Source organism: Streptomyces atroolivaceus (assembly GCF_000717025.1).
In the GTDB taxonomy this organism is placed as follows: Bacteria; Actinomycetota; Actinomycetes; order Streptomycetales; family Streptomycetaceae; genus Streptomyces; species Streptomyces atroolivaceus.
In genome coordinates this window covers 45,971-68,979 of record NZ_JNXG01000021.1, presented here as the reverse complement: position 1 = coordinate 68,979, position 23,009 = coordinate 45,971, and the positions used below count along the sequence as shown (strand labels likewise).

Below are 23,009 nucleotides of genomic sequence, written 5' to 3'. Positions count from 1 at the left end.
GGGGAGTAACACGGCCCCCACCTGGCTCACCCGTGACCGGGCCCCGTACCTACCGCCCCCCGCGCGACTTGTCCTGCAGCCGGCGGCCCTCGTCCCTCAGCCGTGGGTTCTGCAGTGCCTTGCCGTCCGCTTCCATGATCCGCCCGCGCAGCAGCCTGAGCGCGGAAGCCATCTTGTTCACGGAGATCACCTCGTGTCCGTGGCGGCGGGTGGCGCGCACGGCCCCGCAAGCCCTGCGTGCACGTGGCGTGCACGGATCGGCTGCTGTTCGCCGCCGGACGCGGGCAGCGCGGCCGGCCCGCGCGGGTCCTGGCATGGCTGACCGTGGTGGTCGTACCCCGCCTTCCCGAACCGTGTGCCGACCGGCACCGCGACGCCTGCGAAGAGCCGTGTACTTCCTCGTCCTCCCCAATTTTTCCCGCCCCTCGAAGGCGCACGCAAGTGCGGGGACCCGGCGCACGGAAAGAGCCTCCTCGCGGCGACGGGACCGGGAAGGTCCGGAGGCACTCACGGCGGGAGTTCCGGTGCCCACGGCAGAGGGTCAGGGGCGGCCGTGCCACAGGCAGGGCCACCCCTGACCCGTTCCGACCCGGTGCTCCTCCGTGACGGTCGGCTGCGTGTGCCGAGGCTCCGGCGGAGCAGGCCGCGCATTCGGGCGGAGGCGCCCCGGAGGGTCCCGAGCCGCCGGATCTCCTCCTCCGCGAGCTCCGGACGCTCCGCCGGGGCCAGGACGGCCGCATACGGCCGTTCACCTTCGGCGAGCTTCCCGGACACGGCACCGAGGACGGCTTGCAGGACGGTGCTGTCCGCGCGGGGATGTCCCGCCGGCAGACGAAGAAGTCTGTTGTCGTTCCAGGCGCTGTCCTGAGACGCACTCAGTTCCAGGAGGACGGCAGGTGGAGTCCGGGGGTTACCGGCGAGCGCATGCCACACGAACGGGTACGGGCACCGCGCGAGGCGGTGCAGGACCTCTTCGTCGCTCTCGGCGTGGGCCAGTTCGAGGTAGTCGGCAGGCGTGTGCACGCGTGTCCCTCAGGGATCGTCGGGGTCCATCCCACCACTTCCCGGCGGCCCGGCACCGCTTCCAGGCGACGTGGGCGCCGGGGATGGAACCGGGGCCCGCCAGGCCTCCGGGCCCCGCCCAGCCGTACTCACCCCTGGCCCCCATGTGCGAGTACCGAGACATTGAACATCGATGACACATTCCGGAAGCGTCCTGAAACGTATCAACACCCGAAGGCGACTTGGCGACGGTAGGCGCGCGCCGAGTGCGGGAACGGATTTCGACCGCTCCGGGCAAGCACGGAAACCCCCCGGGACCACTGTGTTCGCTGTGGTAGAAACAGACCATGCCAGAGGAGACCACTGCCGAGGGGGACCACCGAAGGGCGTCGATCCTCACGGCGCTCCGGGAGGGGGTACGTCGCGTCGACGACCTGGCCCGTGCTTGCGACGTCAGTACGATGACCATCCGGCGCGACCTCCAGGTACTGGAGCAGCGGAACGAGATCCGCCGGGTGCGGGGCGGAGCCGTGCCCGTCGACGCATGGACGTTCGATCACCGTCTCGGACGCTCCGTCGCCGCCAAGGACATGATCGCCGCGAAGCTCATGACTCTCGTGCCGGACAAGGGCGGTATCGGCTTCGACGGTTCCACGACCGCCCACGGCCTCGCGCGGTGCCTGAAGCAGCAAACGGTCCGCGACCTGACGGCGGTGACCACGGGTTTCGAGACCTTCCACGAGCTGTCCAGGACTCCTGGATGCAGGGCCTATGCCACCGGCGGCGCCGCGGACCCGCACACCGGCAGCCTGGTGGGCCCGCTGGCCCAGGTGACGCTCCAGCAGTTCGCCCTGCACACCTGCTTCCTCTCCGCGACCTACCTGGACGAAGCCATCGGGTCGACGGAGTTCACCGCCGACGAGGCAGCCGTGAAGCGCGCTCTCACAGCCGTCTCCCGGCGGACCGTCCTGGCTGTGGACTCCTCGAAGCTGGGCCACCGCGCCGTGGCCAGGTGTCTTCCGCTGGACGAGGTCGACATCCTGGTCACCGACCTGGAGCCAGGGGACGCGCGGCTCGAACCGTACCGGGGCCTGGTCGAGCTCATGTGAGGTCCCGGGAGCGCGGGCTCACCCGGCCGCACGGACTCGTCCCACCCGCACCCCCTGACCGGCTCGCACGACGGCGGGCCGGCCAGGAGGCGGGCCGTGCCTAGTCGCGGCCGGGCGCCCTGCCCGCGCTGCCGTTGATGACGAACTGTGATCCGGGTTCGATCACCACGTCGCCGTCGTTCGACCCGGTGATGGTCACGTCGGTCAGCGTCGCACTGCCCCGTGCGCCTCCATGGGCCAGGATCCCCGCGCCGTTGACGGACTTGTCGATGCGGACGTGCGAGATCCGCGCTCCGGGCACGGAGCCGCCACCCGACTTGAACTGGATCCCGTCGTAGGTCGAGTCGTGGATGTCGGTGTCGCGGATCGTGACACCTGGGATGTCCTGACCGGCCGCGAACAGCGTGATCGCGCCGAACTCCTGGGCCTCGCCCCAGAACGCCCCGCCTGTGCGGTGGAGAGCGTTGTTGGCGATGAGGGTCTCCCCGGAGAAGGGCAGCGGGTCGTGGTCCGTCGCCAGCATGATGCCGGGGTAGTTCATGGTGTCGGCGATGATGTTGTTCTCGATCGTGTTGCCGTGACCCCCGTAGACGGCAATTCCGTTGGCCCTCCACGGCAGCTGGATCGTGTTGTTGCGGAAGTGGTTGTCGTGGCCGATGTCCACCGAGGGGTTCTTCACGTACTTGCTCGACCAGACGGCCAGTGAGTCGTCTCCGGTGTTCCTGAAGGACGAATTGAACACCGTCGAGTTGCGCGTGCCGTTGGCGAAGTTGATGCCGTCCGCGTAGGTGTTGCGGACCCGCATGCCCGTGAACTCGACCCCGTCACCCGGCCCCCAGAGGTCCGGGATGTTGGAGTGGTCGCGGCCGACCCAGACCCCCACGTTCGCGTGCTCCAGCCACACGTTGGTGATCTCGGTGTCCTCGCCGAAGCGCCCGTTGAGGCCCACCCCGCCCTCGGCGTCGCCGTCCCCGCCCCGGATGGTGCCGGAGCCGAAGATGGCCAGGTCCGAGATCTTGGTGTTGTCGTCGATGTCGAAGCCGAAGTTGCCCTCGTGCGGGTGGTTGATGCCGCCCGCGTCCTGGGGCGGCGTGAGTGTGTACAGCTGGGAGTGCCACATGCCCGCGCCGCGGATCGTGACGTCCCTGATCCCGACCTGGTTGAACTCGCCCCGGTTCAGAGGGTCGTCGGTCAGGATCTTCTGCTCCTGCCGCCACTGACCCGGCGGGATCCATACGCAGCCGATGTCACCGTTCTGATCGGCCGTCACCGCTCGCTGGATGGCGTCCGTGTCGTCGATCCCGTCGTTCGGGACGGCTCCGTACGTGGTGATCGAGGTGCAGCCGGCCGGCCGGCTCGCCGGGGACGCCACCTGCTCCAGGTCGACGAGGTCGATGATGTAGAAGGAGGCCGAGTCCCCCGCGTCGCGCTGGAGGCGGAACTTCGTCCCGGCGGGGTAGGTCCGGCCGAGCAGGGCGTTGGACTCGTCGAACAGCCTGCGGGCGTCCGCCTGCGGCTGGTTCGTCAGGCCCTCCGGACTGTCGGTGTCGCCGTACAGCCAGCTGTGCTTGGAGGAGAGCGTCAGCTTCCGGACGAAGGTGTTGTCGGCGTACAGGCTGATCGTGGCCTCGGCCCCGCCGCCGCCGGGGGCGTCGGGGACGGAGTTCCGTACGACGATCGAGTTCGACGGCACGGTCGAGGTGACCTCGACGTACTCGCCGCCGGAGTCGAGCCGTACGGATTCGCGGCCGGAGGACTCCGTGGCGAAGTTGGTGTGTCCGAAGGTGCGTTTCTGGTCCGACTTGAGCAACGTCCCCTTGTAGGAACCGTGTTCGGCCTCGTACTCGGTGTAGGGGACCGCTGCCCCGCGGCCGACCACGAGGGCACGGGAGAAGACGTTGTTGTTCTCGTCGGTCTCGGTGACGGCTCCGGTCGCATCCGCGGTGGCGGTCAGGTTGGCCCCACCGCTCTTCGCGGTCCAGTTCCCGCTGATGGGCACGGTGACCGTGCCTCCGGCGGGGACGGCCCCGGTGGCGCCGTTCAGCGTGACGTTCTCCACCAGGAGGCGGGTGACCGTCGAGGAACTCACGGCGGCGGTGCCCCGGTTGTGGACGGACACGCTGAAGGTGACGGCGGCGCCCACGGCGGGGTTCGACGGGCTGGTGGTGATGCCGAGAACCTCCAGGTCGGGTCCGGGACTCCGGCCGACCACGAGCTTCGACGATGCGGTGCGGCTGTTGTTGCCGTTGTCCTGCTCGACGACCGTGTCGGTCGGGTCGACCGCCGCCGACACGCTGTACGTGCCCGTCGGCCGTTTCCCTACGCCCACCGACACGGTGGCCGAGGCTCCGGCGGCGAGGCCCTCCACCGGTGCGCTGCCTGCGACCACGCCCTCCAGACTGACCTCCACGGCCGTCGCGGCTGCCGCCGCCGTACCCGCGTTGCGGACGGTGGCCTTCACGGTGACGTCATCCTTCTCGGACGGCGAGGCGGGTGACCACACCAGCTCGGAGACGGTCAGGTCGGGGTTGGGAGCGGCGGTCCCGACGACCTGTATCTCGGCGACCTGGGCACCGGGAGCACCGGTGTTGGCGAAGAAGGTCAGCCGCACGTCCGCGTGGCGGCCGGTGACCGGGATGGTCACCGTGTTCTGGTTTCCCGAGGGATCGAAGACGTGGTCGGCACGGTCCTTCAGGGACGTGAAGCCCGCGGCGGCCTGCGCACGCCCGAGCACCTGGACACTCTGGGTGCGGGTCGCCCATGCCTGGTCCGGGGAGAGCTTGATGACGACGGCCTCGATGTCGGCGTCGGCACCGAGCTTCACCGTCAGCGTGGAGGGGTAGCCGTTCGACTCCCAGTACGTACCGGGCTTGTCGTCATTGGCGTTGGCCGCCACGTAGGTCTGCGTGAACGACGACGCCTCGATCGGCTTGTTCAGTGCCAGGTTGGAGCCGTTGGCGGGTGGCGGGCCGGCGTCGCCCTCGCCGTGGACCTCCACCTGGGAGAGCTGCGCGGCGTTCCACCCGGTGTTGGCGGTCACCTGCACACGGACGTACCGCACCTGCTCAGCGGTGAAGCCGATGGTGACGGTGTTGCCCGCCGAGGGACTGAACACCCGGGCGGCCGAGGCCGACAGGGTGCTGAAGCTGCTTCCGTCCGTGCTGCCCTGGACAGCGAGTGTCTGGGTCCGCTGCTCCCACGTGCTCGGAAGTGCCAGCACCACCTGGTCGACGTCGAACCGGCCTCCGAGGTCGATGCGGATCCACTGCGGGAAGGTGCCGGGGCTCTCCCAGTACGTCTGTTGGCTGCCGTCGGTCACGTTCGACGCCGGGTAGGCGCCGTGGGACCCACTGGTGGTCACCTGTTTACCGAGGGCCAGGTCGGGGCTCCGGTCGGCCGCCGAGGCGGTGACCGGCAGGATCCCGACGGTCATCAGTGCGGCCGTCACCGCGCCGGCGACGAACCGCCATCCGAGTTGCTTCCATCTCATGTTGTCCTCTGTTCCGTGGGACTACGGGACCGGGAGGGCACCGCAACGCGTCACCGACCGCGCGACGCGTACGCCGTCCGGCGGTCGGCGGTCGGCGACGGCCGGGTGCGGGCTGCCGGTACACCGATGGGGGGCGATCCGGGACGCCGGCAGAGAGCCAGCGGGCCACTCGCCGGGAACTCGCGCGTATTGCTTAGGATTTTGAGTGATCTGGTCAATATTTTGCGGTGTCGAGGTGACAGGTTTCTAGCAGGCCGCAGTTTTGTCAACGGTCCCGACATCGACGCCGGTTCGCGCCCATCGTCCGCGCAGCTCAGCCAGGCACACGCGTCCCGAAGGAGGCCGGACGCAGGATGGCGGCGCACTTTTTGAAATTGACTATCATTTCCATATAGCGTCCCGGCCATCGGCACCCGAACCGGCCCAGGAGGCCCTCATGGCAGTCCCGAAGCGGAAGATGTCCCGTAGCAACACCCGCCACCGTCGCGCCCGATGGAAGGCCACCACACCCCAGCTGGTTCCGGTCACGATCGAGGGGACCGTCCATCAGGTACCCCAGCGGCTGGTGAAGGCGTATCAGCGCGGCCTCCTGCATCCCGAGGACTGAGCGACTCTCGAGGCTGCTGAGCCCCGGCTCCGTTCTCCCAAATTCGGTGCCGGGGCACCCACGGGCAGTTCGACGTCCGTGGGGGTGCAGCCGTACCCGTGGCACCGCCCGCCCGCGCTTGGCGTACAGGTGAACCCGACGCGGAACGCCGGCCCGCAAGCCCCAGGGCCGCTCAGGGGTGAACCCATGCGAGCGCGTAACGCCAGAACAGCCGGCCTCGCAGCCGTGCGCCGGGGAGGACGTCATCGCTTCCCGGACGATGTCGGCGAAGCTCATGCCGGCCGAACGGGTCGGAGCCCTCATGGAGACGGGCCGGGGCGGGGGCCTCGTCAGCGGTGAGGCCCGGCCGCACGTCAGGGCGCGATGCCGGAGCGCCCGCCGTAGCCGGCCCGAGGGCGGGCCACCGAGCGGGGAACACCCTTAACCGGCACCGCGCTACCCGATCCTCGATTCATAGGTTAGGTTAGGCATACCTAAGTAAGTGCAATGAGGTCTCCCCGCCGGCTCCTCTGGAGAACTTGGATGCGTCCTTCCCACTCCCGCGTCACACAGCCCACCGCCGCCGAACGCGTGCTGTCGATCCTGACCGCCGCCCATTCGATGACCGTGGTGAGCGATGGGCACGACCCCGTCGAGGTTCACCGCCTCGACGGCACGGCCGCGATAGGGCACATCCACCTGCACGAACCGTCCGAGGGAGGCACCACCCGACCGGGGGAACGCGTTCCCGTCCGGCTCGAGTTCACCGACATCGCGCCCACGCCGGTGCGGGACCGCATGCGGGCCCGCGTCACGGTGACCGGCCTGCTGTCGGCGCCGTACACCACGGACGCCACCGAGAGCACCTGCATGGAGTTCGGCCAGGCCGTCTTCGAGGACCACAGGGGCCGCGCCTTCGTCACACTGGACGCCCTCCAGGAGACGGACCCCGATCCGATCGCCACCAGTGAGGCGGCGATGCTGACCCACCTGGTGGACGACCACGGCGAACTCGTCCCTCTGCTCCTGCGCCTGGTGCAGCCCCAGCCGGAGAAGGGCGTGACGCGCATCCTCCCGCTGGCGATGGACCGCTACGGCGTGACCCTGCGCCTGGAGTACCCCGGCACCCACCGTGATGTGCGCCTGCCCTTCCCGAAGCCCGTGGTCCGTCTCGACCAGGCCGGCCCTCAGATCCACGCCCTGCTGTCCGCCGCCCGTCGCGCTTCCCACCGCAATCAACTGCTCACCTGACGACGGGCCGGAACGCCGACGGCGAAGGCGAGACGATCCGGCGCACACTCCGGCAGGTACGGAGGGACGCGGGGATGCCCCGCGGGGATGACGCGGATGACGCGAGGCCGGAGAACGCGTCCGGGGGGTGGCACGCGCCACCCCCCGTACTTGTCGGCACGCTCAGCTCTGGGGGCGGCTGCCGTGGTTCGCGCCGTTCTTGCGGCGGGCCCTCTTCTTACGACGTCGCTTCGAGGACATCGAACCTCCCTTTCAATGGCTTTCGCAGACTATCCACCGGATTGTCGGCTCCGGCGATCACAGAGCCCCTTACCCAGCGACGGAGCGGCAAACACCCGCCGAAGGTGCAAGCGAGTGGCGTACGTCACGGCACGCGACAGTCCGTTCACTCCGTGCGTATCCGCCCGGACGCCGGAGCGGATCACGCTCCGGCGTCCATGGACAGCCGTCGACCTGCTGTGATGTGATCCGTGCGGTGGAACGGCCCTGTCCGGCGCTGCTCACCGGGCGATCCCCAGGTGCGTCGCGCGCAGGCGGACCGAACCCCGCGTCATGCCTTCCGTCGCTCGATACCCGCCGGTCCCCCTGTCACCGCGGCGAGCGCCCGGGTCCCGTCCCCCCAGGCTCGAAAGTTCCGAACACATGCAGAAGACCAAGGCCGCACTCTGGGAATTCCTCCAGGGGCTAGGCAAGACGTTCATGCTCCCGGTGGCTCTGCTCGCGTTCTGCGGCATCATGCTGGGCATCGGCTCCTCGCTCTCCAGCGACGCCGTCACCGACAACCTTCCCTTCCTGAAGGCCGAGGGCTTCCACCTCGTCTTCACCTGGATGGCCAACACGGGTCTGGTCGCCTTCACCTTCCTGCCCGTCCTCTTCGCGATCGCCATTCCGCTCGGCCTCGCACGCGAGGACAAGGGCGTGGCCGCGTTCTCCGGGTTCGTCGGCTTCGCCGCCATGAATCTCGCGGTGAACTTCTACCTCACCGCCAAGGGCGTCGACTTCGAGGACGAGGGAGCGATCAAGCACTACGGCATAGCCGATGTGCTCGGAGTGCAGTCCATCGATACGGGACTCCTCGGAGCCGTGGCCGTTGGCATCGTTGTCAGCCTCCTCCACCAGCGCTTTCGTACCCAAAGGATGCCTGACGCACTGGCCTTCTTCGGCGGGCTGCGCTTCGTCCCGATCATCTCCGCCCTCGTCCTGAGCGTGCTCGGTCTGCTCATCCCTCTGGTGTGGCCCACCTTCAACGGCTGGATCACCGCCGTCGGGCGCGGCATCGGGCACACCGGTGTCTTCGGGCCCTTCTTCTTCGGTATGGGAGAGGTGCTGCTGCGGCCGATCGGGCTGCATCACATCCTCGTGGCCATGTTCCGGTTCACCGACGTCGGCGGTTCGGGTGCCGTGTGCGGGGACAACGTCTCCGGGGCCCTGAACATGTTCTACGCGCACCTGGACTGCGCTGGCTCGCCGAACGCCGCCGTCACCGATGCGACGAACTTCCTCTCGCAGGGAAAGATGGCGGCCTACCTGGGCGGCCTCCCGGGCGCGGCGCTCGCGATGTACCACTGCGCCAGGAAGAAGATGCGCCCGGAGATCAAGGCCCTGCTCGTGTCCGGCGTGGTGGCCTGCGTCGTCGGCGGCATCACGGAGCCGCTGGAGTTCCTGTTCCTGTTCGTCGCGCCGTGGCTCTACGCGATCCACGCGGTCCTGGTGGGACTCGGCTTCCTCACCGCGGCCGTGCTCGGGATCTTCATCGGGAACACCGACGGCAACGTCATCGACTGGCTGGTCTTCGGTGTCCTTCAGGGCACGGCGACCAAGTGGTATCTGGTGCCGGTGATCGCGGCCGTGTGGTTCGCCGTCTACTACTTCCTGTTCCGCTGGGCGATCACCCGCTTCGACCTCAGGACTCCCGGCCGCGAGGAGGAGCCGAACGGTGACGACGACCAGGACGCCGCTCCGGAGGGAACCGAGGAGCCCGCGCGTGAGCTGGTCGCGGGGAAGTACGACGCCGTCGCCATCCTCGACGCGATCGGCGGCGCCGGCAACATCCGGTCCCTGGACAACTGCATCACCCGTCTGCGCATGACGGTGCGTGACGCCGGACAGGTCGACGAGGCGCGGCTGAAGAAACTCGGCGCCGTGGGTGTGATCAAGCTCGACGGCCATAACGTGCAGGTCATCATCGGGCCGCAGGTCCAGTCGGTGAAGGACGCCATCGCCACCATGATCCCGGTGGGCTGATCATGAGCTCCCCTTCCGCCGGGTCCTCCGGCCCGGATCGTGGGACCGCGCGGGATCCCTACGGCTTCGACATCCCGGTGGACCGGCACGGCACCTGGTGCACGCAGTGGGACTACGTCGAGGACCGCTTCGGCGTGCCCGGGCTGCTGCCGTTCACGATCTCCGACATGGACTTCGAGACCGCCCCGGAGATCATGGCCGCGCTCCGCGAACGGCTGGACCACGGTGTGCTCGGCTACTCGCGGTGGCGGCAGGACGACTTCCTCTCCGCGATCGTCCACTGGTACGCGACGCGGCACGCGACGGCCGTCGATCCCGAGTCGGTCGTCTACGCGCCGTCCGTGGTCTACCAGCTGTCGCAACTGCTCCGCCTGTGGTCCCGCCCCGGTGAAGGTGTGGTCGCCCACTCCCCCATGTACGACGCCTTCCCCAAGACGGTGGCGGCTCACGGGAGGCAGCTCCGCGGGTGCCCGCTGGACGACTGGGGGGAGCTGGAGCGGCTCCTTGCACTGCGCGACACGGCGGTGCTGCTGCTGTGCTCGCCGCACAACCCGACGGGCAGGGTCTGGTCAGCGGATGAACTGGACCGGATGGCGCAACTGTGCGCACGGCACGGCGTGGCCGTCATCAGCGACGAGATCCACTCCGACCTGGCGCACGCCCCGCATGTCCACCGCCCGTGGGCGGGGTTCGGCGGAGAAGGCAGGTGGGCTGTCATCACCTCGGCGTCAAAGTCGTTCAACATCCCTGCTCTGAGCGGCAGTTACGGGATCATCGGCGAAGCTGCCTCACGTGACGCCTATCTGCGGCAGCTCAAGGAGGCTGACGGCCTCTCCTCCCCCGCGGTGCTGTCGCTCGTCGGCCACATCGCCGCGTACAGGGAGGGGGCCCCCTGGCTGGACGCCCTGCGCACGTACCTCGCGGGCAACCTCGCGATGGTCGCCGACCGTCTTCGCAGCGAGTTCCCGCAGCTCGAGTGGGCCCCTCCGCAAGCGGGGTATCTCGCCTGGATCGACCTCCGGCCACTCGGTGTCGACGACGACGCACTCCAGCGCGAACTCGTCGAGGTGGAGAAGGTGGCCATCATGCCGGGAGCCGCGTACGGCACCCCGGGTCGGGTACGGCTCAACGTCGGCTGCCCCCGGTCCAAGGCGGAAGCAGGGGTCGAGGCGCTGGTGCGGGCGCTGCGCCGGCTCATGTAGGTGGCCGCACGTTGTGCCCCGCCCCCACCGTGCGGTCGGGGCGGGGCACAACGTGCGGCCGAGCCGGGCGGCATACGGCTGCGAGGCCGGGCGCCGGGGGCTGCGCACCTCCTCATCAGTGCCCGGCGGACGCCTTCACCAGGGCGACTGCGACACCGATCACCGCGTCCAGCAGACCGGCCAGCACCGCCAGGAGGACGCCGCCGCCCATGCGGATCCCTCCCGCGCAGCCCCAGGCGAAGAGCGAGACGATGCCCACGCCGGCGGCCGTCATCAGCGCGGTGGACAGGGACAGGACGTCGAGGGCGGCGAGGGCGATCATCACGGCCGGGCCCACCGCACAGGACAGCAGTGGACTGCTGACGTACAGCATCCGGCGCAGGTCCTGGCCGGTGGCGAGGTGGCGGTACACCGTGCGGTGCGCCTGCTGGTCGGCGACGAAAGCCGCGAGCCACAGTCCGAGAGCGGTCGTCAGGACCGTGGCCAGGGCGCCGGTGGTCCCCGCGTCACTGACGGACAGGCCGACCACCACGGCGATCATCGTGATCGTCGCGTAGACGCGCTCCTTGAGCCGGCCCGCCCGAGCGCCCGCGGCCGACTCCGGTGACAGGTCCGACCAGTCGTCCGCCATCTGGTTCTCCTCACCCGTCGCGGGACCGCGGAAGGTCGCGCGACCCTGGTCCGGCGCCGCGGCACGCGCCCAAGGACGGTGCCGTGGTCGCGGCCACCAGCATGCCTTGCCGGTGGCCCGGAACCAGGAAACGTGCGAGGGGCCGCGTTGCGCAGGCTCGCCCTAGGTGCTGCGCCGCGAGGGCGCCGAGACGCTGGCCGAGCTACTGCAGGAGGTACTCGATCCGGAGGCGGCCCGCCGACGGCTCGCCCGGCACGCGATCGAGGGCGAAGCCGTGCTCCTCGTGGTCCGCCGCACCACGGACGACGCGCTGCTGCACTGCCTTGAGGGTCACCCTCATCTGCTGCTCACCTGGGGCGAGGACCGGTACGTCCTGGGAGCGCCGGATCTGGTGGAGGCCGTCGGTGACCTCCCGGACGTGGCAGCGGGGATGAGCCGCCCCTTCCTGCCCGGAGTCGCGCTAAAGGTGGCGGAGCGCGAGGCGCTGTGGGCGGTCTCGAAGGCCGTGGAGTCCGGCCGCCCTGTCGTCCGGTACGGCGACGACGCGACGGGCCGGTGGCTGCCCGACGACCCCGCCGTCCTGACCGCGCTGGTCGAGCACGTGCTCGGCGAGGTCCTGCGGTACGACGAGGCCCACGACTCGCATCTGCTGGTCTCCGCCCGCACCTGGATGGAACGCGACCGCCGTACCGAGACGGCCGCCGTGGCGCTCCACATCCACCCGAACACCCTCGCCTACCGGTTGCGGCGCTTCGGCGCGCTCGCCCAGCGGGACCTGACGTCGACGGGCGCCCTGGCCGAGGTCTGGCTGGCGATCCAGGCGGCGGGCGCGCTGGGTCTCACCGACTGACAGGGCACCCGCGCGACGGCGGTTCGTGGGCCTCGATCGTCAGGTCAGCAGATGCGGGTGCTCCGGCCGTTGATCACCATGGCCTGGCCGTCGCGCAGGGTCCGGTGGGCGATGCCTCCGGCGTGGTAGCGATCGGCCACTTCTCCGAGGATCTCGGATTCGGGATGCGCCGGGGAGTCGATGTGGGGCACGACGGCGTAGGGAAGAAGGCCCAGCCCGTCCCAACGGGGCTGGTCACCGTATGCGGTCCGTACCGCTTGCGGGTCGTCGCACTGCTCCAGCCCGTGCAGGTCCGGCGCCAGGACGCACGCGCCGGCACTGTAGCCGGCGTAGACGACGGCGTCGTCCCGGAGCAGGCCGGCAAGGACCCGGTCGGCTCCGCTGTTCGCCAGTGCTCGGCGCAGGACGAACACGTTGCCTCCGCGGACCCAGATCAGGGGGAACCGGGAGAGGGCGGCGGCGGTCCGGGCTCGGGGCAGGCCGAAGAGTTCCCTCAAGTCGACCTCGACGGCGCGCAGTCCGAGTTCGGTGAGCGCGCTGATCTCCTGTTCGACGCGCGCCCGGCGCTCACCGTCCGGCAGGGCGTCGATCGCGTTGGCGATCACCGCGACCTCACACGCGGCGACAGGGTCCGCCAGTAGCTCCAGCATGCGGTCGGGGTGGTCGCCCGTACGGAAGGAGGACAGGTACATGCGCATCTGTGCACCGTAGTGCGGCAGTTGTCCGGTCACACCACTGCCTGGCCGGCCGGCGGCGGGCAGCCGGCCACGAACGGATGGAGCGCGGGTGTCTCCCGTCCGGCCTGCCTCGCGGGTGGCCGGTCGGTGCGGGGTCGCCGCACCGCGCCGATTCTCTTGATTTCCGTGAGTCTGAAACGTGTGAGGGCGGGTAGACGGGCGGTGTGTCAGCTGCGTGGTGCAGTTGACCGGACGGGGGATGTGTCATGGAACGGCTGACGGCGAGTTGCGGAACGGACCAGGATCGGCGGTCGGCCGGAACGGGCGTCCTGGCGGGCAGTGCCGCGTACGACATGGGCTCGGGGGAGATCGCCCGTGCCCGCGGCTTCGCCCGGGATTTCCTGTCCGACGCGCAGTCCTCGCACGGCTTGGACGTGTCGACGCGGGCGCTCGACGTCGCACAGCTGGTGGTGAGCGAACTTGCCACGAACGTCTGCAAGTACGCACCCGGACCGTGCCTGCTGGACCTCGAGGTGGACGGCGGCATGCTGGTCATCACCATGTGGGACTCGGGCTCCGTGCTCCCCACCGCCCTGCACGCCGACCCCACCCGCGCGGGGCAGCACGGCCTGGAGATCGTGCTCGCGGTCTGCCAGAGCTTCGAGGTGCGCCGTGAGCCGGTGGGTAAGCGCATCCGTGTGGGGATCTCGCTGCTCGATGGCCCTGGTGACGGTCCGGCCGGTCCCACGCCCTGGTGAACGGCCGAGGCCCTCGTGTCGGAGTGCCGCGCAGTCATCCGGTGGTCGCCAGGACACTCCGTGACGGCGGACCCTCGAACAGGCCCATACTGCGAAGATGTCAACACCCGATGATCACACGTCATTCACGCAGTCGAAGGCCGCGGCCCGCCCCGTCACCGTGGACCAGTACGAGGTCGAGGGTGCCTGGGTCGTCGTGGCAGCCGGTGAGCTCGACATGGACACGGTACCCACGCTGCAGGAGGCGCTGGAAGGGGGCGCCGCTTCCCATCCTTCGGTGATCCTGGACGCCGGCGCGGTCACTTTCGCGGACTCCACCGCCCTGACCGCCCTTCTGCGCATGCACCAGACCACCGTCTTCAGGATCGCGGCCCCGAGCCCGACCCTGCTGCACCTGATACAGGTCACCGGCGCCGACCGGATCCTGACCGTGAGACCGACCGTGGACGAGGCGCGCACGGCTTGAGCCGGGCGGACGGGCCGCGTCGGACCCTTTCCCGCTCCTCCCGGAGCGCATGGCCACACACTCACGCTCGCCGCGGACTTGGCGGCGACGCGGCGGGCATCCACGTGCGAACGGCACGGTTTCCCGCCCCTTCCGGGCGGGCAACCGTGCCGTCTGTGTCGCCGCTGCTCAGTAGGCGGAGTCGACGTTGTCGATGGAGCCGTACTTGTCGGCGGCGTAATTGGCGGCCGCCGTGATGTTGGCGACCGGGTCGGTCAGGTCCTGCGGGGTGCCGGAGACGTGATAGGCGTCGAACGTCGGCTGGATCACCTGCAGAAGCCCCTTGGAGGGCGTGCCGTTCTGGGCGTTGACGTCCCAGCCGTTGGCTGCGTCGGGGTCACCACCGGACTCGCGCATGATGTTGCGGTGAAGGCCCTCGTAGGTGCCGGGGATCCCCTTGGTCTCCATGATCTTGAGGGATTCCCGGATCCAGCCGTCCAGGTTGTCCGGGTCGGTCGCCGCCCTGTCGGCCTTCTTGGCGATGGCGTCCGCCTGCGCGGAGACTCCGGCTGCCGAGACCCCGGCCGTCACCGCACCGTGCGAGGCCGGCTCGGAGGCCTGCGCGGACGGGGCGAGGGTCAGGGCCGCTGCCGCGGCTCCTACCGCGCACAGTCCGGACACGGAGAACCTGCGAATACGGGTGGCACGGGCGGCGGGGGACTGAGCGGACGTACGGATAGAACACTCTCCTTGCGGTGACGTCAGGGACGCCGGGGGCTGTCGGCGGGTCGGAAGTGCGACGTGCTCCTTCGTGCGGACACGGCGCTCGACCGGGCCGGATGTCAGCTCCCGGGCTCGATCCATGGTTAGCGGCACACCGTCACGAGGGCAACGACCGGAATTACTAGATGCCTACGTAGAACGGGGCCGAGGGAGCGACCGGTGCGCTCCACCACCCTGAGCCCGTGCACCGGCGCCTACTACCGCGCTTCGTATGTGACCTGGGACCTATGGGCCGACTCACAACCGCAGGCCGGTTCCACGCTGCCGGGAGACGTGCGCCCACCGCGACAACAGCGCTCGGGCGCGTCGCTCAGGGCCGGATCCGAGACCGGTCCGGCGCTCCGGCCGTCAGGCACCGACGGATCGGACGGTCACCCTGTCTCCGCTCCGGGCGACCTGGACGGCGTGGAACTGCCCGCAGGCGGTACGGGCGGACCGCAGGTCCTCGCTCACCTCGACGCCGCACGGGTGCACGCCCGCCAGCCGGCCGACATGCCCCTTGACTGCGATGACCTCCAGATGGTCCCGGCCCCTGGAGCCGGGCGGCAGGCCCAGGGCGTGCGCGAGGGTGCCCCTGAGCCAGTCCACCTCGTCGACCTCCCCTGCGAGGATCTCCGTCGTCCCCTCGACGTCCCCCCACAGCCCCACCCCCGGCAAGGCACCACGACGCATGAGGAAATCCCGGAGCTCGACCAGCGGGACCCGTGCGAACGGGCCGACGGGCAGCAGGACGTTGATCATCCTCAGCTCGGCGGCTACGCGTCCCTCCACGCACATCTGGATGTCGATCGCCGACATGGGCCGGGGGCTCGCCCCTTCGGTGACGAACCCGCCGAAACGAGCCTCGATCTCGACCTCACCGGCCTCCGGCGGCGCCTCGAACAGCTCCAGCCGCTCCACCCGGAGGGGGTAGCCGACCACACCCTCGCCGATCTCCCGGGACCACCGCCACAGGCTTGCGGACGGGACCACCTGTACGAGGGCGTCCATGAGGCCCTGGTTCAGGCAGCCCTTCGGCACCGTGCCACGGGCGGTGTCGGCCACGCCGGAGGATCCGGCCGCCCCGATGGCGAGCGAGGTCAGGTACTGGAACGCCGGGCCGTGGAACAGCTCGGCCGAAGCGTACGGATCCGGCTGCACCACCGCGTCCGGCAGCGGGGCGAAGCGCTCGGGGCGCCGGTCCGGCCGGTCACCGACCAGCACGGTGCCACTGGCTGCTTCCTCGAACCGGGACAACGCGGATGTCGCCGCCTCACGCCAGATCAGCAGCCTCACTTCCAGCCCCGCCTCCGTGGGCACTACCTCCGTCCGCAGCCGGACCGGCTCGGCGACCGGAATCCAGCGCCGGAGCCGCACATCACGTACGGCGACGACGGGGCCGCCGGTGTGGTCCGCGGCGGCCTGGGCGAGTTGGTCGACGACCGACATCATCGGCAGGGCGGGGACCGTGAACGTCGGACAGTGGTCGCCCGTCCAGGTGTCGGCGGCGGGATCGAGCGTCTTCTCCGTCACGCCGGGCGGGCCGTCGGACACGACCCGGACACCGAGTCCACGGACGTGGTAGAGACAGATGTCGTCGCCCCAGAGGCGGGCGTCGGCAACCGCATAGGGCCCACGCGCGTCCTCCGCGACCTCCAGGATCTCCATGTCGATCCTGATGAGGCGGTTGTCGGGGGTGATCTGGCCGCGGTACTTCCACACGACCTCGTGGTCGAGCATGACGGGCTCGAACCTGGGGCGGGGAACCCTCGCGGTGAGGCCTCGGTCGATCAGGTAGAACTGGAGCAGCTGGCACATGGCCTCGACGCCGAGTGAGCCCGGCTGGACCGGATCCTGGAAGAAGTGGGCCCTGAAGAACCACTCCCCCGCGTCGACGTCCTTCTCCGACCGGAGCCGCCCCAGCCCCGCGCCTCCCCCCTCCGGCCAGTAACCGGTGATCCTGTCGATCATCAGCAGCATGGGACCGGGCAGGCCGGCCGAGCCGGCGAAGTAACGGGCCGGACCCCCGGTGAGGTCGACGGCACGCTCGCACGGTGCCTCCAGCGCGTCCCGGTCGCTCTCCGGGACCGGCAGCCCGACCTGGTGGTCGAATGCCGATGGCGGAAAGAATCCGAACACCGTGGACACGGCGAAGACCTCCGCGTCGTCGGCGCGGCACCGGACCGTGAACGACACGATGATCATCTCGCCGGTCCGGGAGATCGAGGTCAGCTCCGCCTCGGTGCGCACGGTCCGGGTGGCCGGGGTGATCTCCCCGGTGACCGTTCCCCTCCCGTCCAAATTGCGGAAGAGCAGATCGACATCGACGGCCGACTGGCATCCGGCGTAGGCGGCCAGCCACCCGCACGGTTGCAGGGCGATCTCCATGAGCACCGCGAACGGCATGACCTGGTCACCGCTCTGCTCGAAGTACCACACCCGGTCGGGTACGTCGTACTCGGCGACCACCCGGCTGCCCTGCCGCATGCCGCGCTGTGGACCGTCCACGGAGACGATGCGGGTCATGAAGTGATAGGGCGGCCCGGGCAGCCGCGCGGTCCTGCGCGTGCCGTCGAAGATCCGCGCGGCGGCACCGAACGCCGCACTCGGCCTCCCCCACGCGCATGCCAGCAGCGAGGCGTAGTCGAACACCAGGCCGTCGGACTCCGCCGGCGCCTTGGCCTCCCGATGGCCGACGAGCCCGCCGAGACGGGCGAGCGGCACCGGGGCCCCGCTGGTCTGCTCCGTGTGTCCGCCCAGCTGCCGCCAGTGCTCCAGGGGCCAGTCCGGCACCAGCCGGAGCACGACGTTCCGGCCGTGGAAGGCCTTGACCCCGTCGACGGTGCCCAGGACGTCGGCGTACAACGTCGGCTCGGGGCCCGCCGAGACGCCGTGCACGAACACCTCGTACACGATCCACCGGCTGTCGGGGGTGGCCTGCCCACGGCAGCGGGCGGTGCAGGGCTGCCCGGGGGCCGGCTCGAAGCGCCACCCGTCCCTGGCGACGGTGAGGCCGAGGGCAGCCAGGTAGAAGGCCATCGCCTGCAGACCGGCCTGGAGCATCAGGGTTCCCGGCATGCACGGGTCGTTCCTGAAGTGCCCCTCGAAGAACCAGTCGTCCGCCGAGACGGGGGTCTCCGCACGGAGGTAGCCGCGGCCCCACGGCCCTCCGGCCGGGTCGAACTCGGTGACCTCGCGCAGGAGAAGCAGCCGGCCGTCGTCCGGCCGGGGAGATCGCACGTGCGACCTGGTGACGTCCCAGCCGGGCCCGAAGCAGTCCGCCGGGCGGCCGGCCGCGAAGGCCCGGACCTGTTCCGCGCCGAACGACGACCGTGCGCAGGGCACAGCCGGGGCGTCATGCGGGACGTCCAGGGCCGGTGAGCAGGAGGCGGGGTTCCAGCGCACGCCGTCCGTGTCGTCCAGCTCGGCACGGGTGAAGAAGCCCGCCTGGCCGTCCCGGACGCTCAACCGGAGTTCGTCGCCGACGTAGCAGTCGTAGTGGAAGAAGAAGAGGCGGATACCGTCGTGCTCGGCATGCCGGTCGATGTGGATCTCGTACCGCAGCGTCTCCCCCGCCTGGGGCGGGCTGCCGTGATAGGTCATCTCGCAGCCGAGCAGCCGGTAGGCCCGCTCCCCCCGGTTGAGCAGATCGATCCCGAGCCAGCTGATCAGCAGCAGGTCGGCCTGGCCCGCCTCGATCATCAGTCCCGCCGGCATCCGCCCGGTGGGATCGAGATACCAGCTGTCGAGGCGGACGTCGGTCTCGGTGCGGATCGAGCCGGTGGCGTGGTCCGCGCCGAGTACGGCCAGGGCAGCGGGGACGGCGTCGATGCCGGTGACACGGTCGGCGAGCAGCATCGGCGGCCCGGGCATCCTGGTCTGCAGCTCGTACGCGTCCTGTGCGGCGAACGCGGGTCCGAACAGGGTGGAGACCGGCTGGGAGGCCAGGTGCTCCAACTGCGCGCGGTCGAACACGGTCACCGGTGAGGCGCCGGCGTCCCCGGCGCCGTCGAGGAGGGGGCCGGGTGCGACCGCCGGATGCACGACAGGCCCGGCCGGGGACGACGACGGTGGCACGGTTCCCGATGCCATCCGCACGAGTCCGCCGGCGAGTCGGGTCCTGGTCCGCAGGAACCTCTGGTGCAGGTGGAGCTGCCGGGCGAGGACGTCCTGGTGCAGCGCGATCACCCTGTTGGTCTGCCGCACGACGAGCATGCGCATGTCCGTGGCCTGCGGGGCGGTGGCCGCGGGGGCAGGACCGTCGGCGACGACGGGCTCGGCGGGCCGGCGGGCCGGGACCGGGGCCAGCCGGGGTGCCCTGGGCATGACCGTTGCGGACGGTTCGACTGACGGCAAGGTGATCTCCCGGTGGGCGGGCACGGTGAAGGAGGGGACGTCGTCGGCCCGGAGCACCTCGGCGGCCCGCAGGTGTGCGAAGAGGGCCTCGGCTCGGACGGATACGCCGGCGGCCACGAGTTCCGCCACGGCCTGGTACAGCTGGCGCATTCCCCTGTCCTGCGCGTCGAGCGCGACGGCGACATGCTCGCGGTCACCCAGGATCCGCTTGATCCATCCCGAGCACAGGCCCCGCGGCCCGTGCTCGACGAAGACCCGGACTCCGTCGGCCCACGCCCGTTCGACCGTGCCGGCGAAATCGATCGTCCCCATGCCCTGCGCCGTGACGGCGTCGGCTGCCCGCTCGGCCGTCGGGGTGTACCAGTGCGTGGTCGCCCCGCTGTAGAACCGCACCCCCGGCACCGCGGTGGTCGGGCGGTGGTGCAGCTTCCACCACCGGCCGCGGACCTCGGCCAGCTCGGGTGCGTGGGCGGCGAGGTCGTAGTCGACCGGGATCGCGTGAGCAGCTCCGAGCCGCGCCACGACGGCCGCGCACGCCTGTGACTCGCCGCCGACCACACACACGTCGGGGGCGTTGACAGCCATCAGATGGACGGCTCGTTCGTCCTCCAGTTCCTCGCGGACCCGGCCGAGGGGTGCGGTGACCAGGTAGCTCGACCACCGTTCACCGTCGACGCCGAGCCGCTCCCAGGCGCGGCGTACCCCCCGCAGCTCGCCGGTGAGTTCGCCGGTGAACAGACCACTCGCCAGGGTGTCCTGGTGCAGGGCCGCCGCATCCGGCCAGGCTCCGAGGGCGACCAGTGCGGCCGATTCGCCGGAGGAGTAGCCGATGGCGGCGTCCGGTCGCATCCCGAGGATGCCCCGGGTCAGTTCGACATGGACCGCGGCCAGCCGGGCGGCCCCCCAGATCTGGTCGAGTACCGTCTGCGCGGCGCCGGGCCCAGGCGGTTCGGCAGCCTCTCCGTACGCGGCCGCCACGGCGTCGCCGAGCGAGGGCAGGGCCAGCTGCACCTCGCGGCCCATGCCCGGGTACGCGGCGGACCCGTTGGTGAACACGAAGGCGACCTCACCGCCCACCGGTGCGGCCCGGTACACCGTGCCGGGCGGCGCGACCCCTCCTTCGGCGAGTCGGCGTCGCACGGCGTCGGGGTGCGTCCGGGGGTCGCCGTCCGACACGAAGGCCAGCCTGGCGGGCCCCTCCCCGGACTCGGTGCCCGACTCCAGTGCGGCCAGGACCTCTTGCCGGTCGCGTCCGGAGTAGACGTGCAGCCGTGGCGCCGGTCCGGGTGCCCAGGGCCCGGGGTCGGCGGCCCGCAGCTGCACCCGCAGCGGGGGTGCCTCCATGGGCGTCACCACCACGTGTGCGGTACGCAGACCCGGAACGGCATCGGCCGGGCCTCCTGTCCTGGGGCGCGCGCGGTGACGGAGGGCGGTCACCGCTGCCGCGACCGCCAGCAGCCCCTGCGCGGCATGAGCCCTGCCGAACAGTCCGGCCGGGTCGAAGTCGGCGTCGGCACTGTCGCCGATCACCACGTCCGGCTCGCCGGTGGCTTCGTCGTCCAGAAGCGCGAGTACGGTGTCCCCGTCCCGGCGGGCGTCGGTGAGACGTTTGAGGACGACCGCGACGGCTCCGTCGCCGGTGGTGGTGGTCTCCCGTCCGAGCTCCCGCAGGGCGGCCCGGTGGACCGGTTCGCAGGAGAGGTCGACGGCGCCGACGAGCGCGGCGTCCGCCTCCCCCGCACGGATCGCCCGTGCGGCGAGGCCGAGTGCGACCGGACCGGAGGCCTCCTCGGCCGAGACGGTGCAGCCGGGGCCGCCCAGGTCGAGCTGGGTGTTGATCCGGTTGGCCACGAGGTTGGGCAGGGTGCCCACGACCCGCTCCGCATCCATGGGTGCGGAGAACGTGTCCCGGAGGCGGGCGGCGGTTCCCGGACCGGCGGACCCGCCGGCCTCCTCCAGCCAGGACGGGGCCCGCCAGCGAGCACCGGCACGGGAGTTCATCGTGTCGACGCCGGTCCCGACGAGAACCATGGTCCGCTCCCGCGGCAGGACGACGTCACGCGCTGCCTCCCTCGCGGTCTCGAGCATGAGGATCTGCTGGGGCAGCGCCCGTTCGACCCCCCGGGGCGGGAAGCACAGGCCCGGCAGAGCAACCTCGATCTCCGTCGCCGGGCCGCTGCGGCGGCCGTCGAGTACCGCGCGGCGGAAGTCCTGGGTGCACCTTCCGTCGCCGGCACGGGCGGCCACCGCCACGATCGCCAGCGGTTCGCCCGGTGGCCGCCGCCTGCGGGGCACCGCCACAGCGGTGGAGTCCGTACCGTCCCAGGCGTCGACGATCAGATGGGCGTCGGCGCCCCCGAATCCGAAGGCGCTGACCGCCGCCCGGCGGAGGCCGGGCCACTGCTCGGCTTCGTTCAGCACCCTCAGCCCGGTGCCGCGCAGCTCGGCCAGCGGCTCTTCGGCGGAGAGCGTGGCAGGGCGGATCCCGGCCCGCATCGCGCCGAGCACCTTGAGCAGTCCGCCCACGCCCGCCGAGGCCAGCAGGTGTCCGACGTTGGACTTCACCGAGCCGATGGGCACGTCGGGGCTGCCCGCGAAGATCCGGGCCATGCTGCGGACCTCTTCCACGTCCCCCACGGGGGTTCCCGTGGCGTGGCACTCCACGAGCGAGACGGTCCGCGGGGCGACGCCCGCCATGCCGTACGCGAGCCGCATCGCCCGCTCCTGCCCTTCCCGCGCGGGACTGAGCAGCCCTCGGCCGCGTCCGTCGTTGGACAGTCCGATCCCCCGGATCACTCCCAGTACCGGCGAACCCTGTGCCAGGGCGTCGCCCAGGCGCATCAGCGCGACGAAGCCGGCGCCCTCGCCGGGAAGCAGCCCGTCGGCGTCCCGGTGGAAGGGGCGGCTGCGGCTGGTGCGGCTCACCGCGGACAGGCCGCAGAACCCGACGTGCAGGAACAGGCTGTCGGCCCGGTTGACCGCGCCGGCCACCATGACGTCCGCCGTCCCGTCGTGCAGGCGGTCACAGGCCAGTTTGATCGCGTACAGGGACGAGGCGCAGGCGGCATCCAGCGCGAAGGCGCCGGCCCCCAGCCCGAGCGCCCGGGCCGCGAAGTGCGCGGGTAGTCCCGAGGAGAAGCGGTTACGCGCGTCGGGCCTGGTCGGTACCGCCGCGGGCAGCAGGGAGGGCGCGCCCTCGGACAGCCATACGTGCTCGGCGAAGGCCGAGCCCGTGCTCGTGGGATAGGACAGGTTTCCCAGGACCAGGCCCGCGCGGGGCGACGGCCCTTCCTGGCCGGCCTCACGCAGCGCCTGCCGCGCGCCGTACAGCACCCATTGGAACAGCTGGTCCAGGCCGAGGATCTCCTCGGGGGCGACGTGGAACCCGGTCGGGTCCCACACCCGACCGAAATCCCGGACGTAGCCGCCGACGTCGTTCCACGTCCGGTCGAGGTGGTCGTCGACGGTTCCCATGGCCCATCGGCGCGGCAGCCGCCATCGCCCGTCCGGGACCGGCGACAGGCTGCACCTGCGCGCGGCGATGTTGTCCCAGAAGGCGTCGGGGTCGAGCGCGTCGGGGAAGACGCACCCCCTGCCGACGACGGCGATCGGGTCGAATGCCATACCGGTCTCATTTCACGAACAC

At 70.8% G+C, this 23,009-nt stretch carries 16 protein-coding genes and 1 pseudogene; 8 read left to right on the top strand and 9 right to left on the bottom strand.

Annotation, left to right across the window (positions count from 1 at the left end; genetic code table 11):
* Positions 1–49: 49 nt before the first annotated feature.
* Positions 50–181 (bottom strand): hypothetical protein, encoded by a 132-nt coding sequence (locus OO67_RS40545; protein ID WP_279626915.1) that lies wholly within the window; start codon positions 179–181, stop codon positions 50–52.
* A gap of 326 nt (positions 182–507) precedes the next feature.
* Positions 508–1,023, bottom strand: a complete 516-nt coding sequence (locus OO67_RS31935; RefSeq protein WP_063746184.1) for a hypothetical protein — start codon at positions 1,021–1,023, stop codon at positions 508–510.
* Between the two features lie 326 nt (positions 1,024–1,349).
* Between OO67_RS31935 and OO67_RS31930 the strand changes: the two genes are divergently transcribed.
* The gene (locus tag OO67_RS31930) at positions 1,350–2,111 is read left to right on the top strand and encodes a DeoR/GlpR family DNA-binding transcription regulator (protein WP_033305284.1); all 762 of its coding nucleotides are present in this window, start codon (positions 1,350–1,352) and stop codon (positions 2,109–2,111) included.
* Positions 2,112–2,211: 100 nt separating this feature from the next.
* Here the strand turns inward: OO67_RS31930 and OO67_RS31925 are convergent, their stop codons facing one another.
* Positions 2,212–5,601 (bottom strand): CARDB domain-containing protein, encoded by a 3,390-nt coding sequence (locus OO67_RS31925; protein WP_033305283.1) that lies wholly within the window; start codon positions 5,599–5,601, stop codon positions 2,212–2,214.
* 436 nt (positions 5,602–6,037) lie between these two features.
* On the opposite strand from OO67_RS31925, the gene rpmF reads away from it, so the two are divergent.
* The gene (rpmF, locus tag OO67_RS31920; RefSeq protein ID WP_033305282.1) at positions 6,038–6,208 is read left to right on the top strand and encodes a 50S ribosomal protein L32; all 171 of its coding nucleotides are present in this window, start codon (positions 6,038–6,040) and stop codon (positions 6,206–6,208) included.
* Between the two features lie 172 nt (positions 6,209–6,380).
* Here the strand turns inward: rpmF and OO67_RS40250 are convergent.
* Positions 6,381–6,535 (bottom strand): annotated as a pseudogene (locus tag OO67_RS40250) (SAM-dependent methyltransferase); the annotation flags it as partial.
* A 195-nt stretch (positions 6,536–6,730) separates the two neighbouring features.
* Here OO67_RS40250 and OO67_RS31915 point away from each other — a divergent pair.
* Positions 6,731–7,438, top strand: a complete 708-nt coding sequence (locus tag OO67_RS31915; RefSeq protein WP_033305281.1) for a DUF2470 domain-containing protein — start codon at positions 6,731–6,733, stop codon at positions 7,436–7,438.
* Positions 7,439–7,600: 162 nt separating this feature from the next.
* Here OO67_RS31915 and OO67_RS40940 read toward each other — a convergent pair whose 3' ends face one another.
* A complete protein-coding gene (locus tag OO67_RS40940; protein WP_374104540.1) occupies positions 7,601–7,678 on the bottom strand; it encodes a 50S ribosomal protein bL37 in 78 nt (25 codons plus the stop codon).
* Positions 7,679–8,080: 402 nt separating this feature from the next.
* Here OO67_RS40940 and malX point away from each other — a divergent pair, with 402 nt between their 5' ends.
* Complete coding sequence (gene malX, locus OO67_RS31910; RefSeq protein WP_033305280.1) at positions 8,081–9,682, top strand: maltose/glucose-specific PTS transporter subunit IIBC; 1,602 nt, start codon at positions 8,081–8,083, stop codon at positions 9,680–9,682.
* 2 nt (positions 9,683–9,684) lie between these two features.
* Positions 9,685–10,884, top strand: a complete 1,200-nt coding sequence (locus OO67_RS31905) for a MalY/PatB family protein (protein WP_033305279.1) — start codon at positions 9,685–9,687, stop codon at positions 10,882–10,884.
* Between the two features lie 115 nt (positions 10,885–10,999).
* Here the strand turns inward: OO67_RS31905 and OO67_RS31900 are convergent, their stop codons facing one another.
* Positions 11,000–11,515: a hypothetical protein gene (locus tag OO67_RS31900; protein ID WP_033305278.1), complete on the bottom strand. Its 516-nt coding sequence runs from the start codon at positions 11,513–11,515 to the stop codon at positions 11,000–11,002.
* 166 nt (positions 11,516–11,681) lie between these two features.
* Here OO67_RS31900 and OO67_RS31895 point away from each other — a divergent pair, with 166 nt between their 5' ends.
* Complete coding sequence (locus OO67_RS31895; RefSeq protein ID WP_244300385.1) at positions 11,682–12,365, top strand: helix-turn-helix domain-containing protein; 684 nt, start codon at positions 11,682–11,684, stop codon at positions 12,363–12,365.
* Between the two features lie 44 nt (positions 12,366–12,409).
* On the opposite strand, the gene OO67_RS31890 is transcribed toward OO67_RS31895, so the two are convergent.
* Entirely contained in the window at positions 12,410–13,063 is a 654-nt protein-coding gene (locus OO67_RS31890) for a Type 1 glutamine amidotransferase-like domain-containing protein (protein ID WP_033305277.1), read from the bottom strand.
* Positions 13,064–13,308: 245 nt separating this feature from the next.
* Here OO67_RS31890 and OO67_RS31885 point away from each other — a divergent pair, with 245 nt between their 5' ends.
* Both OO67_RS31885 and OO67_RS31880 read left to right on the top strand, forming a co-directional pair.
* Positions 13,309–13,800 (top strand): ATP-binding protein, encoded by a 492-nt coding sequence (locus tag OO67_RS31885; protein WP_033305276.1) that lies wholly within the window; start codon positions 13,309–13,311, stop codon positions 13,798–13,800.
* 97 nt (positions 13,801–13,897) lie between these two features.
* Positions 13,898–14,266 carry an STAS domain-containing protein gene (locus OO67_RS31880; RefSeq protein WP_033305275.1) on the top strand — a complete coding sequence of 123 codons (369 nt, stop codon included), beginning with the start codon at positions 13,898–13,900 and terminating at the stop codon, positions 14,264–14,266.
* A 168-nt stretch (positions 14,267–14,434) separates the two neighbouring features.
* On the opposite strand, the gene OO67_RS31875 is transcribed toward OO67_RS31880, so the two are convergent.
* Positions 14,435–14,983, bottom strand: a complete 549-nt coding sequence (locus tag OO67_RS31875; RefSeq protein WP_051710097.1) for a transglycosylase SLT domain-containing protein — start codon at positions 14,981–14,983, stop codon at positions 14,435–14,437.
* 393 nt (positions 14,984–15,376) lie between these two features.
* Positions 15,377–22,987, bottom strand: coding sequence for a beta-ketoacyl synthase N-terminal-like domain-containing protein (locus OO67_RS31870; RefSeq protein WP_078598398.1), 7,611 nt, complete (start codon positions 22,985–22,987; stop codon positions 15,377–15,379).
* Positions 22,988–23,009 lie beyond the last annotated feature (22 nt).